This window comes from Bradyrhizobium liaoningense, from assembly GCF_018130785.1.
Taxonomy (GTDB): domain Bacteria; phylum Pseudomonadota; class Alphaproteobacteria; order Rhizobiales; family Xanthobacteraceae; genus Bradyrhizobium; species Bradyrhizobium liaoningense_A.
In genome coordinates, this window is the sequence record NZ_JAFCJT010000019.1 from 49692 (window position 1) to 65311 (window position 15620).

Below are 15620 nucleotides of genomic sequence, written 5' to 3' on the forward strand. Positions count from 1 at the left end.
TGTCCAGGGAGGACGAGGATGCGGAGCGTACGGGCGCTCGCCGCGACGGCGGCGCTATCTTTGCTGGCGTTTTCGACCATTGCCTACGCCGGCGAGCCCAAACAGGGCGGAATCCTGCGGATGTACCACCGCGACAGCCCCGGCAATGCCTCGATCCATGAAGGCGCGACCTATTCGCTCAATGTTCCCTTCATGCCTGTGTTCAACAACCTCGTCATCTACAAGCAGGACGAGGCGCAGAACAGGATGGACAACATCGTCCCGGAACTCGCGGAGAGCTGGGCCTGGGTCAACGACAACAAGACGCTGACCTTCAAGCTGCGCCAGGGCGTGAAATGGCATGACGGCAAGCCGTTCACCTCCGCGGACGTCAAATGCACTTTCGACATGCTGATGGGCAAGTCGCAGCAGAAGTTCCGGCAGAATCCGCGCAAGACCTGGTACGAACAGGTCAACGACATCTCCACCAACGGCGACCTCGAAGTTTCCTTCAACTTGAAGCGGCCGCAGCCTTCGCTGCTAGCCCTGCTCGCCTCGGGCTATACGCCGGTCTATCCCTGCCACGTCTCGCCCGGCGACATGCGCACGCACCCGATCGGCACCGGCCCGTTCAAATTCGTCGAGTTCAAGGCCAATGAATCGATCAAGCTGACCCGCAATCCCGACTATTGGCGCAAGGGGCGGCCCTATCTCGACGGCATCGAGTTCACCATCATCCCGAACCGCTCGACCGCGATCCTCGCCTTCGTCGCCGGCAAGTTCGACATGGCATTCCCGACCGAAGTGAGCATTCCGCTATTGAAGGACGTCAAATCGCAGGCGCCGAATGCGGTCTGCGTGGTCGAACCCAACAATGTCGCGACCAACATCATCGTCAATTCGTCCGCGCCGCCGTTCGACAATATCGACATCCGCCGCGCCATGGCGCTGTCGCTCGACCGCAAGGCGTTCATCTCGATCATGTTCGAGGGCCAGGGCGACGTCGGCGGCACCCTGCTGCCGCCACCGAACGGGCTGTGGGGCATGCCTAAGGAGATGCTCGAGAGCATTCCCGGCTATGGCCCCGATGTGAACGCCAACCGCGAGGCAGCCAGGAAGCTGATGCAGAAGGCCGGCTACGGACCGGACAAGCACCTCGCCGTCAAGGTCTCGACCCGCAACATCCCGGTCTACCGCGATCCTGCGGTGATCCTGATCGACCAGCTCAAGAGCATCTATATCGACGGCGAGCTCGACGTGGTCGAGACCGCGAACTGGTTCCCGAAGATCGCACGCAAGGACTACATGCTCGGGCTCAATTTGACCGGCAACGCCGTCGACGATCCCGACCAGTCGTTCTACGAAAACTATTCCTGCGGTTCCGAGCGCAACTACACCAATTACTGCAACAAGGAGATCGAAAAGCTGTTCGACGTGCAGTCGCAGGAGACCGACGTCAACAAGCGCAAGAAGCTGGTGTGGGACATCGACAAAAAGTTGCAGGAGGACGTCGCCCGTCCGATCATCTTCCACGCGCGCACCGGCTCCTGCTGGCAGCCTTACGTCAAGGGCGTGACCGTGATGTCGAACAGCTCCTATAATGGGTATCGCTATGAGGACGTCTGGATGGACAAGTAGCGCAGGCGACTGACGGTTTCGACAGGAGGCGATGCATGTTTGCCTATCTGGTGCGGCGCCTGTTCCTGATGCTCGTGACCCTGTTCGGGATCTCGGTCGTCATCTTCTTCCTGCTGCGCGTCGTGCCAGGCAACATCGTCGACATCCTGTTTGCCGCGGCCGGCTACGTCGATCCCGCCGACAAGGCCAATCTGGAGAAGGAGCTCGGCATCGACCAGCCGCTGATCGTGCAGTACTGGCACTGGATCAGCGGTTTTCTGCGCGGCGACTTTGGTTACTCCTATGTCTCCGAAAAACCGGCGCTTCAGGAGATATTGCCGCGGATCCCGATCACCGCGCGGCTCGCCGGCCTGGCGCTGCTGTTCTCCGCGTCGATCGGCATTCCGCTCGGCGTCATCAGCGCGGTGAAGCAGGGGACACGGCTCGATTACGCGCTCCGGGTCGTCAGCCTCAGCGGCTTGTCGCTGCCCTCGTTCTGGCTCGGCCTGCTGATCCTCACCGCCTCGGTCGCCATGTTCGGCCAGATGCCGATCTTCAATCCCAATCCGCAGACCTGGCTCGAGGCGTTCGCGACTTACGCCGTGCCGGCCGCCGCGGTCGGTTTCCGCAGCGCGGCACTGACCATGCGCATCACCCGTTCCTCGATGCTGGAGGTGCTGCGGCAGGATTATATCCGCACCGCCCGTGCCAAGGGCGCATCGGACGCGGCCGTGAACTATCACCACGCGCTGAAGAACGCGATCCTGCCCGTCATCACCGTGATCGGCATCGAGGCGGCGTTCCTGATCGGCGGCCTGATCGTGACCGAGACCGTGTTCAACATCCCCGGCGTCGCGCGCTTCCTGGTCGAGGCGATCCGCTGGCGCGACTATCCGATCGTCCAGAACCTCGTGATGCTGATTGCGGTCGTGGTGGTGAGCGCGAACTTCATCGTCGACATGCTCTACGCCGTGTTCGACCCGCGTATCCGGTATACGGATTAGGAGATCAGTTTGGCCGCGATTGACTATGATCTTGAACTGAGGCGCGCCGGCGCGCATGCGACCGGCGGCTGGCGGCGCGTGCTGTATTTGGCGCAGCGGCACGTGCTGGGTGCGGCCGGGCTCATTATCATGACGCTGTTCGTGTTCACGGCGATCTTTGCCGACTTCATCGCGCGCTACGATCCCCTGACGATCGACGCCGCCCGCGCGCTGGCGCGCCCGAGCGCGACGCACTGGATGGGCACGGATTCCTTCGGCCGCGACGTGTTCAGCCGCATCATCCACGGCGCACGGATCTCGCTCGCGGTCGGCATCGGCTCGACCGCGCTGGGCGGGACGATCGGGGTCATCGTGGGGCTGACGTCCGGTTATCTCTCCGGCTGGGTCGATCTGGTGTTCCAGCGCGTCTCGGATATTTTGCAGGCATTACCGCTGCTGGTCCTGGCCCTGATCATGACGGCCGCGCTCGGTCCATCCCTGCCAAACGTCATCATCGCCATCGCGATCCCGCTGATCCCGACCGTGTCGCGCGTCATCCGCGCCAACACGCTGGCGCTGCGCGAGCAGCCGTTCGTCGAGGCCGCCAAGTCGATCGGCATGAGTGAGGTCCGGATCGCGCTGCGCCACGTGCTGCCGAACACGCTGGCGCCGCTGATCGTGCTCGCAACCGCGCAGCTCGGCTCGACCATCCTCACCGAGGCTTCCCTCTCCTTCCTCGGCCTCGGTATTCCCGAGCCCTATCCGTCGTGGGGCCGCATGCTCTCTGAATCCGCCGCCGAATATGTCCGCACGGCGCCATGGCTCGTGATCTTCCCGGGCATCGCGATCAGCCTCGCCGTGTTCGGCGCCAATCTGTTCGGCGACGCCCTGCGCGACATCCTCGATCCCCGGCAGCGCGGCTGATGGCTGAAAAATCCGATATCGTGCTCGATGTGAAGAACCTGAAGACGGTGTTCTTCACCAATTCCGGCCTGTTCAGGGCGGTCGACGATCTGTCGTTCACCGTGAAGCGCGGCGAGACGCTGGCGATCGTAGGCGAATCCGGCTGCGGCAAGAGCGTCACCGCGTTGTCCCTGATGCGGCTGGTGCCCGATCCGCCGGGCCGCATCGTCGGCGGGTCGGTCTCGCTCGAAGGCACCGACCTGCTCGCGCTGGACGAAGCCGACATGCGCGCTGTCAGGGGCAATCGCATCTCCATGATCTTCCAGGAGCCGATGACCTCGCTCAATCCGGTGATGCGGATCGGTGACCAGATCGTCGAGGCCGTCCGGCTGCACAGGAACTTGTCGTCCAAGGAGGCCCAGAACATCGCGGTCGAGATGCTGCGGCTGGTGCGTATCCCCGAGCCGGCACGCCGCGCGCGCGAATATCCGCATCAGCTTTCCGGCGGCATGCGCCAGCGCGCGATGATCGCGATGGCGCTGGCCTGCCGGCCGGTGCTGCTGATCGCGGACGAGCCGACCACTGCGCTCGACGTCACCATCCAGGCGCAGATCCTGGCACTGATCCTCGACCTTCAGAAGGAGCTCGGCACCGGTCTCGTGCTGATCACGCATGATCTTGGCGTCGTGGCGCAGACCGCACAACGCGTGATCGTGATGTATGCGGGCCGCAAGGTCGAGGAAGCCAGCGTCGAAGCGCTGTTCGCCGCGCCAAAGCATCCCTATACGCGCGGGCTGATGGCTTCGATCCCGGCGGTGCCGGCATCCGGCGTCACGGCGCAGGCGCGGCTCAACGAAATTCCCGGCACCGTGCCGTCGCTGGTGCGGCTGCCGAAAGGCTGCGCCTTCGCGCCGCGCTGCAAGCTTGCGATCAAGCGCTGCGAAGCCGAATATCCGCCGCTCGCGGATTGGGGCGGCGGCCATCTCGCGGCGTGCTGGCGTGCCGCAGAAGTGGCGGAGGTGGCATGACCGAGGCGCTGCTCGAAGTCACCGATCTCAAGAAGCACTACGCGGTGCGCGCCGGCGTGTTGCGGCGGCAGGTCGGCACCGTGCACGCGGTCGACGGCGTCTCGTTCTCGGTTCATACCGGCGAGACGCTCGGCCTTGTCGGCGAATCCGGCTGCGGCAAATCGACGGTGGCGCGCAGCGTGCTGCGGCTGGTCGAGCCGACGTCGGGCCAGATCCGCCTCGAGGGAGAGGACATCACCCGTCTCTCCAAAACCGCGCTGCGCCCGCATCGCCGCTCGATGCAGATCGTGTTCCAGGATCCTTTCGCTTCGCTCAATCCGCGCATGACCGCGGGCGACATCGTCGGCGAGCCGCTGGCCGTGCATGGGCTCGCCACCGGCAAGGCGCTGGAGGCGCGCGTCGCAAAGCTGTTCGAGCAAGTGGGACTGCGACCCGATCAGATGCGAAACTTCCCGCATCAATTTTCGGGCGGCCAGCGCCAGCGCATCTGCATCGCGCGGGCGCTCGCGCTGGAGCCGCGCCTGATCGTCTGCGACGAGCCGGTCTCCGCGCTCGATGTCTCGATCCAGGCGCAGGTGATCAATCTGCTGATCGACCTGCAGCGGCAGCACGGCTTCTCCTATCTCTTCATCGCCCACGACCTCGCCGTGGTCGCGCACATCAGCCACCGCGTTGCGGTGATGTATCTCGGCCGGATCGTCGAGATCGCCGACAAGGACGAGCTGTTCCGCAATCCGCGCCATCCCTACACGCAGGCGCTGCTCGCTTCAGTGCCGGTTGCGAACCCGTTTGCCAAGAAGCTCGCGCCGCTCGTCGACGGCGACGTGCCGAGCCCGGTCAATCCGCCGCCGGGCTGTGCGTTTCACACCCGCTGCCGGTTTGCGATGGAGCGGTGCAAGACGGAACGGCCGGCGCTGGTGGAGGCCGGCGCCGGACATCAGGTGGCGTGTCTGCTCAACGAGGGGACGGGGCGGGGCCAGTAGGAACAGGCCGCAACGCCCGGATCACCGGCCAGGCCGCCAGCGCGGCGGAGAGATGCTTGAGCGTGTGGCCCGAGACGATGTGTCCGGTCGCTTCGAACACGGTCACGTCACCCAGCTCGAAAAGCTTGGCCAGCGCATAGAAGAAGATCACGCCGCCGAGCGGCACCCCAAGCGCGCCGGGCCGGGGCCGTGTCAACGCCAGTCCCACAGCGAGCGCCATGCCGCCGAACTGCACGACCACCCACGGCGTGAGGTTCTCGCGGGCCATCCAGGCCGCGAGCAGGCCCGCAACCGTCATCAGCACCACCACCGCCCGACCGGCGCGCACGCTGACGCGCTCGCCGGCCGCGATGCCCAGAAAGCCGGCGAACGCGACCGCCATACCGAGACGATCGGCCACGAGCCGCTGCGGCGCGTCGGGGACGAGATGATAGATGCTCGACCCGACACAAGTGAGGATCAAGCCCACGAAGAGGCAGCTTGCACCCACGGGCGCATCAGGACGGGCACGAAGGCGCGCCAAACCCCAGACGCCCATTGTGAGGAAGGCGAGATTGCTCAGCACGTCGCCGGCATTGGGCACGCCCAGCCAGGCGCGAGTGTCGACGAAATGCGGGACGTGCCAGGCGGAAGCGGGCAGCGCGGGCGCCAGCAGCGCCACCAGCATCAGGACGGCTAGCGCGCCGAGCAGGCATTTTTCGCGGATTTGGAGTGGGACGAACGAGAATCGGCGCGACGTCGACGGGAGCAAGGCATTGGTCGCTTGGGCTTGGTCACGGGCGCGCAACATGCTGGCCTCCAGACTGATTGCACAGCCTTCTACATTAGTAGCCGATACATGAACAATGTTCAATATAGATTCGACGCAATCCGGAGTAGATTCTAAAATATTGAAATTATTCAGCATCCTAGCGCAACTTGGGGAGCTTCCGTAGGGTGGGCAAAGCGAAGCGTGCCCACCCTACGGGTGTGCCTGCCGTATGATGGTGGGCACGGCGCTGCGCGCCTTTGCCCACCCTACGGCACCGCGGTCGCCGCGCTAGCCTGCCGCGATCTCCGCCACGATCCTGCCCGTCGTGACCTGCTCGCCCTCGGCGACGTCGATCGCGGCGACCACGCCGTCGATGCCGGCCTTGTGGACGTGCTCCATCTTCATCGCTTCCAGCGTCAGCACCGGTTGACCGGCGGTGACGCGGTCGCCAGGCCTGACCAGGACGGCAACGACGCGGCCGTTCATGGCGGCGCGGACTTTGCCATCTCCGCCATTGCTCGCAGCGGCCCTTGGTGCGGCGAGGGTGAGATCGGTGACCGCGAGCGGGATGCCGCGATGCTGGACGTAAAGCCGGTCGCCGTCGCGCAGGAATTTTGCGCTGTCCATCACGCCGTCATGACGGAAACGGATCGCATCGGGATCGAGCTGGTCGATCTCGAACTTGTCCTGACGGCCTTCGGTGGCGACAGTGTAACTGCCATTGCGCTCGCGGGTGACTTCAAGCTCACGCGTCTGGCCGGCGATCTCGATTTTCGCAGGCAGCGGGAATGTTGCCGACAGGCTTCGGCCACCTTGCCATGACGGCGCGCGCGGATTGGTGACGTAGAGCAGCAGGGCCGCGAGCGCCGTATCGAATGCGGCATTCGCCGACGGCGCCAATAGCTCGTCGCGATGCGCGCCGATGAAGGCCGTGGTCGCCTCGCCGCGTGCAAATCCGGGATGGCGCAGGCAGGACATCAGGAACGCCTGATTGGTAGTCACGCCAAAAGCGGTGAGTTGCTCCAGGCCGACGATCAACCGCCCCCTCGCCTCCTCCCGTGTCGTGCCATGGCTGATCACCTTGGCGATCATGGAATCGTAGAATGGCGGAATCTCCGTGCCCGATTGCAGCGCGTGCTCGACGCGGATGCCGTCAGGCACCTGCCAGCGCGCCATGCGGCCGGACTGCGGCATGAAGTCCTGCGCGGCATCCTCCGAGCAGAGCCGCACCTCGATGGCGTGACCCGTGAAGCGGATGTCCTGCTGCTTCACCGGCAGATGCTCGCCGCGCGCGACGCGCAATTGCAGCTCGACCAGATCGAGCCCGGTGATGGCCTCGGTCACGGGATGCTCGACCTGGAGGCGCGTGTTCATCTCCATGAAGTAGAACTCGCCGCTGGCATCGAGCAGGAATTCCAGCGTACCGGCGCCTTCGTAACGCAGCGCCTTCACCGCGGCGACTGCGACCTCGCCCATTTTTGCACGCAGCTCCGGCGTCACGGCCGGTGACGGCGCCTCCTCGATCAGCTTCTGGTGCCGCCGCTGCACGGAGCAGTCGCGCTCGCCGAGATGGATGGCGTTGCCATGGCTGTCGCCGAAGACCTGGATTTCGATGTGGCGCGGGTTCTGGATCGCGCGTTCGAGGATGACCGTGGGATCGCCGAACGCCGCCTTCGCCTCCGACCGCGCGCTGCGCAAGGCATCGGGGAAGGATGCGGCATCGGTGACGAGCCGCATGCCGCGGCCGCCGCCGCCGGCAACCGCCTTGATCATCACGGGGAAGCCGATCTTCCTGGCTTCCGCGAGCATGACCTCGTCCCCCTGGTCCGCGCCCTGATAGCCCGGCACACATGGCACGCCGGCCTTCTTCATGATCTCCTTGGCGCCGGCCTTGTTGCCCATCGCCTCGATCGCCTGCGCCGAGGGGCCGATGAAGACGAGGCCGGCCTCCTTGCAAGCTTGCGCAAAATCCTCGTTCTCGGCCAGAAAACCATAGCCGGGATGAACGGCATCCGCGCCGCTCGCTTTCGCAGCGGCAACGATCGCGGGAATGTTGAGATAGGATTGTGCAGGCAGCGCTTCCCCAATGCGCACGGCCTGATCGGCCCGTCGCACATGCAGCGCATCGCGATCGGCATCGGAATAAACCGCGACGACGCCGAGGCCGAGCTGCCGCGCGCTGCGCATGACGCGGAGCGCGATCTCGCCGCGGTTGACGACCAAAACCTTGAAGAACGGCCGGTGCTGCACTGATCCGTTCCTCATGGGCGGGCCACCGAGAATTGCATGCGCTGGGGCGTTCGCGCGTCGCCTTCACGGCAGATCGCGAGCACCTCGGAGAGGACCGCGCGGGTATCACGCGGATCGATCACCCCGTCGTCGAGCACGCGGGCGCTGGTCGAGAACACGTCCATCTGGCCGTCGAAAACGCCGATGATCTGCGCCTTCATGGCGTCCAGCTTCTCTTTCTCGACCGGCTTGCCGCGGCGCGCCGCGGCGGCTTCGGTCACGATCGCCATGGTCTCGGCGGCCTGCTCGCCGCCCATTACGGCGGTCTTGGCGTTCGGCCACGAGAAGCAGAAGCGCGGATGGAAGCCGCGTCCGCACATGCCGTAATTGCCGGCGCCGAACGAGGCCCCGCAATAGATGGTGATCTGCGGCACCGTCGCCGACGTCACCGCCTGGATCATTTTCGAGCCATGCTTGATCATGCCGGCTTCTTCATAGGCTTTGCCGACCATGTAGCCGGTGGTGTTGTTGAGATAGAGGATCGGCGTGCGCGTCTGGCAGCAGGCCTGGATGAAATGCGTCGCCTTGTTGGCGCCGGCGGGATCGAGCGGCCCGTTGTTGGTGATGATGCCGATCGCCTGGCCCTCGATGCGGGCATGGCCGCAGACGGTGGCAGGACCGTAATTCGGCGCCATCTCGGTGAAATCGGAATCGTCGATGATGCGCGCGATCACCTGCTTCATGTCGACCGGGCGCTTGTGGTCCATCGGCATGATGCCGAGCAGCTCGTCCTGGTCGTAGCGCGGCGGCTTGAACTCTGGAGGCGCCTTGTCCGGCCGCTCCCATTCCAGCGCCGCCATGATTTCGCGCGCAATGCGCAGGGCGTCGCGGTCGTCCTCGGCGAGGTAGTCGCCGAGGCCGGAGATTTGCGTGTGCATCTCGGCGCCGCCGAGCTCTTCCTCGGTCGCGATCTCGCCGGTTGCGGCTTTCAGCAGCGGCGGGCCGGCAAGGAAGGCACGGGTGCGGCCGCGGACCATGACGATGTAGTCGGACAGGCCCGTTTGATACGCGCCGCCAGCGGTGGACGAGCCATGCGTGACGGTGACAACCGGAAGGCCCGCGGCCGAGAGCCGCGCGAGATTGCGAAAGATGTTGCCGCCGCGGACAAAATCCTCGACGCGGTAACGCAGCAGATTGGCGCCGGCGCTTTCGACGAGCTGGACGTAAGGCAGCTTGTTCTCCAGCGCGAGCTCCTGCACGCGGATCGTCTTGTCGAGGCCATAAGGCTGCAGCGCACCGGCGTCGATGCCGGCGTCATTGGCGCTGACCATGCAGCGGATGCCGGAGACGAAGCCGATACCGGCGATGACGCCGCCGCCGGGCACGCTCTTGCTCGCATCTGGCACGTCGAACATGTAGCCGGCGAGCGTCGACAGCTCGATGAAGGGCGCACCGGGATCAAGCACCAGCGCGACGCGCTCGCGCGGCAGCAGCTGGCCGCGCTTGTGGAAGCGATCCTTGGCCGCCGCCGACGCCGCCCGCGTGCGCTCTTCCAGCGCGCGCATGCGGTCGATCAGCGCGAGCATGCCGTCGCGATTGGCGTGGTAGGCGGTGCTGCCGGGGGAAATGGTGTTGTCGAGAATGGACATCATTCAATCCTGCTCGTCATTGCGAGGAGCGAAGCGACGGTGCAATCCAGACTGTTTCCGCGGAGAGATTCTGGATTGCTTCGCTTCGCTCGCAATGACGGGTGAGGCGATAGCTTACCTGTTCGTCCCAAAGATCTTCCGCGCCTCGGCGGGGCTCGCGATCTCGCGGCCGGCGCGGCGGGCGCAGGCGGCGATGGCTTCGATCAGCTGGCCGTTCGAGGTCACCTTCTTGCCGTCGGCGAGATAGAAGGCATCCTCCAGACCGGTGCGCAAGTGGCCGCCGAGCTCGGCGCAGCGCTGGTGCAGCGGCCAAATCTCCTCGCGACCGATCGCCGTGACCTGAAAATGCGCCTCGGGGCGCTTCAGCTTGATCAGGATCGGCAGCAACTCCGGATCCGACGGCATGCCGGAGGCGACGCCCATCACGAAATTATATTCGAGCGGGCCCTTGTACATGCCAACCTGGTGGTACATGCCGACGCAGCGGACGATGCCGACGTCAAAGCACTCGAACTCAGGGATGGTGCCGACCGCGTTCATGACGTCGAGATAGTCCTTCACCTTCTCGACCGCGTTGTCGAACATCATCGGCGGCCAGGCCCAGGTATTGTCGGCCTTCACCTTCAGATAATTCAGCGAGCCGGCGTTGCAGGCGGCGATTTCCGGCCTGGTCTCGCGGATGCAGTCGAGCGCGCCGCTGTAGTTCGGCCCCGACACGCCCGAGGTGTGGTTGATGATGACGCCGGGGCAGGCTTCGCGGATCGCTTGCTGGATCTCCTTGCTAACGCTGACGTCCCAGGACGGCAGATGCCCCTTGTCCGGCGCCTGCTGGCGCAGATGGATGTGCATGATGGACGCGCCGGCATCGAACGCGGTCTTGGCCTCGCGCGCCATCTGCTCGGGCGTCACGGGCACGTTGTGCTGCTTGGGGTCGGTGAGCACGCCGTTCAGCGCGCAGGTGATGACGGCCTTGTCGCTCATGCCAAAAATATCTCGCACGTTGAGAATTCAACGTTTGCGATCATGTGATGTGGGACATGCAGCTTCTTGCGCGGAGAAGCTGGAAAATGACGAGCTCTCATAGGGTGGGCAAAGGCGTATGCGCCGTGCCCACCGCGTCTCGGCGTTTGGCGAAGATGGTGGGCACGCTTCGCTTTGCCCACCCTACGAGAGCGGTGCTAGCCCGCTTCCGCGAGCTCCCGCACCGTCTCGCTGCTGCGATAGATCGCAAGGTCGCGCGAGCCGACGAAGATCGCGCGCGGCTTCAATCCGTAGAAGCGGCGGATCGAATGGCTGAAATGGGTGCTGTCGGGATAGCCGATGTCCTGCGCGAGATGGGCAAGATTGAGATCCTGGTTGGCGAAATGCAGCAAATGCCGCGCACGCTTCCAGGCGCGGAAGGAGCGGAACGAGATGCCGGTCTCTTCCTTGAACAGATGCAGGAAGCGCGAGGCCGAGAGACCCGCTTCCGCCGCGCAGGTATCGGCAGTCACCGGCTCGCCGGAGAAGCGCTCGATGCGTGCGACGGCACGCGTGACCCGCGGGTCGAGCACACGGCGCGGCAGCGCCTCGCCAAAGCACATCTCGTCGAATTCGGCCGTGGTGATGTCGCCATAGCGGCGCTGGCGCAGCAGGGCGTAGGCGGCGAGGATCTTTCGGGCATAGACGGCCCGATCAGGTCCGGTCAGCCGCTCGGCCAGGGCCTCGATCACGCCATCCGGCATGCTTTCCGGCTCGAGCGTCACGCTGATTGCAGTGCGGTAGTCGCTGGCAATGGAATGCCGCTGGTTCGGCAGGGTGACGAACAGCTCGGCGGTGGCGAGGGTGTCGTCGATGGTCAGATGCAAATTGCCTTTGACCGCCACATAGACGTGGCAGCAGCCGGGGGTTCGCTTGCGGGGGCGTCCGAGCAGGCCGGCATAGAATACCCGCTCCGGCGTGATCAGCATCAGATGGTCGGATTCGCGACCCTTATCTTCCATTGGGATCCTCCTCGCGCGGCTCTTTGGCCGCTGCGGACGGAGGTCACCTTAGCGGAAATTTGGGCGGTGTCACGGCGCGATAGCGCTGTCATGGAGCGCAAAGCGTTGGCATCCCAGGACAGCGATGCATCCGCCTGGAACCGTCGTGAGACTACAGTCCCACCTGCGGCGGCTTACGCCCTCACGCGCGGCGCAACATTCTGCTCTGCGCCGGCCTTCTGTTCGGCAGCAACCGCGCGCTTGAAGCCGTCGCGTTGCTGCAAGCGCGCCCAATAGGTTGCGACATTTGGCCCAAAGTCCTTGGCGAGCCCGATATTGCTGGCGAGCCGCAGCGCATAGCCGATGACAATGTCAGCGGCGGTGAAACGGCCCGCGCACAATGTTTCGGCATTCGTCGTCGCTGCCTCGACGGCGCGCAGCCGACCCAAGAACCATTTTGCGTAATCGGTCGCGACCTGCGAATTGCGGCGCTCCTCGGGCTCGAGCTGGGTGTATCGGAGCACCAGCGTCTGCGGGAAGGTTAACGTGGCGTCGCTGAAATACATCCAGTTCAGGAACGCGCCATAGGCGGGATCCTCGACGTCCACCATCAGCGGCGTCGGGGCGTATTTGCTGCCGAGGTAATGGCAGATGCCGGAAGACTCCGTCATCTTCGTCTCGCTGTCGACCATGAAGGGAATCGTGCCCAGCGGATTGAGCGCGAGGTACTCCTTGGCGAACACCCGCGGCGGAAACGGCAGCATCTTCAGCTCATAGGGAAGCCCCATCTCCTCCAGCATCCAGAGCGGGCGGAACGAGCGTGCGCCATCGCAGTGATAGAGCGTGATCATGATGCCTTCCCTTTACTGCCGGGCAGCGTGCCCATCATCTTGCACAGGACCATCAGCATGACCTCGTCGGCGCCGCCGCCGATCGAGGTCAGACGGCTGTCGCGATAGGCACGGCTGACCGGCGTCTCGTTGGTAAAGCCCATTCCGCCCCAATATTGCAAGCAGGCATCGGTGAGCTCCCGGCCGAGCCGGCCGGCCCTCAGCTTGGCCATGGTCGCAAGCCGCGTCACGTCCTCGCCGGCGACCAGTTGTTCGGCCGCACGATAGATCAGCGCGCGCAACAGTTCGACTTCGGTTTGCATCTCCGCAAGCTTGAAATGCACCACCTGGTTGTCGAGGATGCTCTGGCCAAAGGCTTTTCGGTTGCGGGTATATTCGATGGTCTCGTTGATGATGTATTCGTGTGACTTGAGGCAGGCGGCCGCGCCCCAGAGCCGCTCCTCCTGGAACTGGATCATCTGATAGGTAAAGCCCTTGCCCTCCTCGCCGATCCGGTTGCGCTTGGGAACGCGGACATTGTCGAAGAAGATCTGCGCGGTGTCCGACGAGCGCATGCCCATCTTGTCGAGCTTTCGCGCGACCGTGACGCCCTTGCTCTTCATGGGCACGCAGATCAGCGACTTGTTGCGGTGGACGGGCCCGTCGCCGGTGTTGGCGAGCAGGCAGATCCAGTCGGCCTGGGTGCCGTTGGTAATCCACATCTTGCCGCCATTGATGACGTAGTCGTCGCCGTCGGCTTGCGCGTTGGTCTTGATCGAGGCGACGTCGGAGCCCGCGCCGGGCTCGGAGACGCCGATGCATGCAACAAAATCGCCGGCGATTGACGGCGTCAGGAATTCACGCCGCACCTCGTCCGAGCCGAACCGCGCCAGCGCCGGCGTCGCCATGTCGGTCTGTACCCCGATCGCCATCGGCACGCCGCCGCAGGTGATGGCGCCAAGCTCCTCCGCCATCATGAGCGCGTAGGAGTAGTCGAGCCCCGAGCCGCCGAACTCGGTGGGCTTGTTCAGCCCGAGAAAACCGAGGCTGCCCATCTTCTTGAACAGCTCATGCGCCGGGAAGATGTCGGCCTTCTCCCATTCATCGACATGAGGATTGATCTCGTTGGCGATGAACTTTTGCAGGGAGCGACGGATGTCGTCGTGGTCGGCGGTGAATAGCATTTCTTCCTCTTCGTCATTCCGGGGCATCGCGAAGCGATGAGCTATGGTGCGCAATTGCGCACCTGAGAATCCATTTCTCTACGGTATGTGCGGCCCGATGGATTCCGGGCTCGCGCTACGCGCGCCCCGGAATGACAGAAAGTCACAACCCCATCTGCCTCGACGCCAGATCCTTCATGATCTCCTCGGTACCGCCGCCGATGGCGTTGACCTTGACTTCGCGGTAGATGCGCTCGGCCTTGATGCCGCGCATGAAGCCGGCGCCGCCAAAGATCTGCACGGCTTCCGAGGCGCAGAAGGCCATGGTCTGCGTCGCCTGGTTCTTCATCATGCAGATTTCGGCGACCGGGCTCTCGCCCTGCTCCAGCCGCCAGGCCAGCATCTCCAGCATCGACTGGGAGGCTGCGACCTTCTGCGTCATGTCCACGATCTTGTGGCGGATCACCTGGTGCTGGGCGAGCGGCTTGCCGAAGGTCTTGCGCTCCTTGGCGTAGGCAATCGCTTCGTCGAGGCAGACGCGGGCAAAGGCGGTGCAGCCCGCCGCCATGCCCATGCGCTCGCTGTTGAAATTCTGCATGACGATCTTGAAGCCCTGGCCCTCCTCACCAATCAGATTTTCGGCCGGCACACGGCATTCGTCGAAGTGCAGCGTCGCGGTGTCGGAGGCCCACCAGCCCATCTTCTTCAATTTGGTCCGCGACAAGCCCGGCGTGTCGCCCTCGATCAGGAGCAGGCTGACGCCGCCGGCGCCCTCGCCGCCTGTACGCACCGCAACGGTCAGATAATCGGCGCGCATGCCCGAGGTGATGAAGGTCTTTTCACCGCTCACGACGTAGTGATCGCCGTCGCGCCGTGCCTTGGTTCGGAGACCCGCGACGTCAGAACCGCCGCCGGGCTCGGTGATCGCCAACGCGGAGATCTTCTCGCCCGACAGCACCTGCGGCAGGACGCGTGCCTTCACCTCCGGCCGCGCCGCCCGCGCGACCGGGGGCGAGCCGATGGTGTGGCTCATCAGGCTGGCGCTGACCCCGCCGGCGCCGGCGCGCGCCAGTTCCTGGCTGGCGACGATCTTCATGAACTGGTCTGCGGCGATCCCGCCATATTCCTCGGGGAATCCGAGCCCCAACAACCCAATCTCGGCCGCCTTGCGATAGAGCACTCGCGGGAATTCGCCAGCCTCGTCCCATTCATGGGCGTACGGCGCGATCTCCTTGTCGACGAAACGGCGCATCACATCGCGGAACGCGTCGTGCTCGGCGGTATAGAACGGGCTTTTCATTGCGCTTTCGCCTCGGGGACGGATTCGTCTCGCCCACCATGGCTGGAACAATAGCGGTTCACTTGCGCCGAGTGGCTGGCTGGGGGAACCACTCCGCGCTGTCCTTATCCTAGCAACTCAACGCAAGACGATTTTCGCCCCTCGCAGGCCAACTCCGGGTCAAAAAAAGACGTCGATGCACAAACTCCGGCTGGCCCCAGGGCCACGCCGGGCATGGTGCCGGCAAATAGGGACGCAGGCGGCA

Annotated in this window: 13 protein-coding genes; 5 read left to right on the top strand and 8 right to left on the bottom strand. The window is 64.6% G+C overall.

Going from position 1 to position 15620, the window contains the following annotated elements:
* Positions 1 to 18: 18 nt before the first annotated feature.
* Genes JQ627_RS28805 through JQ627_RS28825 form a run of 5 tightly spaced genes read left to right on the top strand, consistent with a single transcriptional unit; the run spans position 19 to position 5493 of the window.
* Positions 19 to 1617 carry an ABC transporter substrate-binding protein gene (locus JQ627_RS28805; RefSeq protein WP_212487760.1) on the top strand — a complete coding sequence of 533 codons (1599 nt, stop codon included), beginning with the start codon at positions 19 to 21 and terminating at the stop codon, positions 1615 to 1617.
* A 35-nt stretch (positions 1618 to 1652) separates the two neighbouring features.
* Positions 1653 to 2600, top strand: a complete 948-nt coding sequence (locus JQ627_RS28810; protein WP_212487761.1) for an ABC transporter permease — start codon at positions 1653 to 1655, stop codon at positions 2598 to 2600.
* A 9-nt stretch (positions 2601 to 2609) separates the two neighbouring features.
* Positions 2610 to 3503, top strand: a complete 894-nt coding sequence (locus JQ627_RS28815) for an ABC transporter permease (protein WP_212487762.1) — start codon at positions 2610 to 2612, stop codon at positions 3501 to 3503.
* On the top strand, positions 3503 to 4510 hold the full coding sequence (locus tag JQ627_RS28820) for an ABC transporter ATP-binding protein (RefSeq protein ID WP_212487763.1): 1008 nt from the start codon (positions 3503 to 3505) through the stop codon (positions 4508 to 4510). Before JQ627_RS28815 ends, JQ627_RS28820 begins: the two co-directional genes overlap by 1 nt.
* Positions 4507 to 5493 carry an ABC transporter ATP-binding protein gene (locus JQ627_RS28825; RefSeq protein WP_212487764.1) on the top strand — a complete coding sequence of 329 codons (987 nt, stop codon included), beginning with the start codon at positions 4507 to 4509 and terminating at the stop codon, positions 5491 to 5493. Before JQ627_RS28820 ends, JQ627_RS28825 begins: the two co-directional genes overlap by 4 nt.
* On the opposite strand, the gene JQ627_RS28830 is transcribed toward JQ627_RS28825, so the two are convergent.
* From JQ627_RS28830 to JQ627_RS28865, 8 genes are all read right to left on the bottom strand, one after another.
* Positions 5465 to 6400, bottom strand: a complete 936-nt coding sequence (locus JQ627_RS28830; protein WP_249143464.1) for a hypothetical protein — start codon at positions 6398 to 6400, stop codon at positions 5465 to 5467. The genes JQ627_RS28825 and JQ627_RS28830 overlap by 29 nt on opposite strands.
* Before the next feature lie 132 nt (positions 6401 to 6532).
* Positions 6533 to 8509: an acetyl-CoA carboxylase biotin carboxylase subunit gene (locus JQ627_RS28835; protein WP_212487765.1), complete on the bottom strand. Its 1977-nt coding sequence runs from the start codon at positions 8507 to 8509 to the stop codon at positions 6533 to 6535.
* Positions 8506 to 10122 (bottom strand): acyl-CoA carboxylase subunit beta, encoded by a 1617-nt coding sequence (locus tag JQ627_RS28840; RefSeq protein WP_212487766.1) that lies wholly within the window; start codon positions 10120 to 10122, stop codon positions 8506 to 8508. The genes JQ627_RS28835 and JQ627_RS28840 overlap by 4 nt, the downstream gene beginning before the upstream one ends.
* Before the next feature lie 114 nt (positions 10123 to 10236).
* Entirely contained in the window at positions 10237 to 11103 is an 867-nt protein-coding gene (locus JQ627_RS28845; protein ID WP_212487767.1) for a 3-keto-5-aminohexanoate cleavage protein, read from the bottom strand.
* Between the two features lie 197 nt (positions 11104 to 11300).
* A complete protein-coding gene (locus tag JQ627_RS28850; protein WP_212487768.1) occupies positions 11301 to 12104 on the bottom strand; it encodes a helix-turn-helix domain-containing protein in 804 nt (267 codons plus the stop codon).
* A 173-nt stretch (positions 12105 to 12277) separates the two neighbouring features.
* Positions 12278 to 12934 (bottom strand): glutathione S-transferase family protein, encoded by a 657-nt coding sequence (locus JQ627_RS28855; RefSeq protein WP_212487769.1) that lies wholly within the window; start codon positions 12932 to 12934, stop codon positions 12278 to 12280.
* The gene (locus JQ627_RS28860) at positions 12931 to 14097 is read right to left on the bottom strand and encodes an acyl-CoA dehydrogenase family protein (protein ID WP_212487770.1); all 1167 of its coding nucleotides are present in this window, start codon (positions 14095 to 14097) and stop codon (positions 12931 to 12933) included. The genes JQ627_RS28855 and JQ627_RS28860 overlap by 4 nt, the downstream gene beginning before the upstream one ends.
* A 142-nt stretch (positions 14098 to 14239) precedes the next feature.
* Complete coding sequence (locus JQ627_RS28865; RefSeq protein WP_212487771.1) at positions 14240 to 15376, bottom strand: acyl-CoA dehydrogenase family protein; 1137 nt, start codon at positions 15374 to 15376, stop codon at positions 14240 to 14242.
* Positions 15377 to 15620 lie beyond the last annotated feature (244 nt).

Bases quoted from the DNA above. Each gene is read 5' to 3' on its own strand.
- JQ627_RS28805 (WP_212487760.1), top strand. From the start codon at position 19: ATGCGGAGCGTACGGGCGCTCGCCGCGACGGCGGCGCTATCTTTGCTG.
- JQ627_RS28810 (WP_212487761.1), top strand. From the start codon at position 1,653: ATGTTTGCCTATCTGGTGCGGCGCCTGTTCCTGATGCTCGTGACCCTG.
- JQ627_RS28820 (WP_212487763.1), top strand. From the start codon at position 3,503: ATGGCTGAAAAATCCGATATCGTGCTCGATGTGAAGAACCTGAAGACG.
- JQ627_RS28825 (WP_212487764.1), top strand. From the start codon at position 4,507: ATGACCGAGGCGCTGCTCGAAGTCACCGATCTCAAGAAGCACTACGCG.
- JQ627_RS28830 (WP_249143464.1), bottom strand. From the start codon at position 6,400: ATGCTGAATAATTTCAATATTTTAGAATCTACTCCGGATTGCGTCGAA.
- JQ627_RS28835 (WP_212487765.1), bottom strand. From the start codon at position 8,509: ATGAGGAACGGATCAGTGCAGCACCGGCCGTTCTTCAAGGTTTTGGTC.
- JQ627_RS28840 (WP_212487766.1), bottom strand. From the start codon at position 10,122: ATGTCCATTCTCGACAACACCATTTCCCCCGGCAGCACCGCCTACCAC.
- JQ627_RS28845 (WP_212487767.1), bottom strand. From the start codon at position 11,103: ATGAGCGACAAGGCCGTCATCACCTGCGCGCTGAACGGCGTGCTCACC.
- JQ627_RS28850 (WP_212487768.1), bottom strand. From the start codon at position 12,104: ATGGAAGATAAGGGTCGCGAATCCGACCATCTGATGCTGATCACGCCG.
- JQ627_RS28855 (WP_212487769.1), bottom strand. From the start codon at position 12,934: ATGATCACGCTCTATCACTGCGATGGCGCACGCTCGTTCCGCCCGCTC.
- JQ627_RS28860 (WP_212487770.1), bottom strand. From the start codon at position 14,097: ATGCTATTCACCGCCGACCACGACGACATCCGTCGCTCCCTGCAAAAG.
- JQ627_RS28865 (WP_212487771.1), bottom strand. From the start codon at position 15,376: ATGAAAAGCCCGTTCTATACCGCCGAGCACGACGCGTTCCGCGATGTG.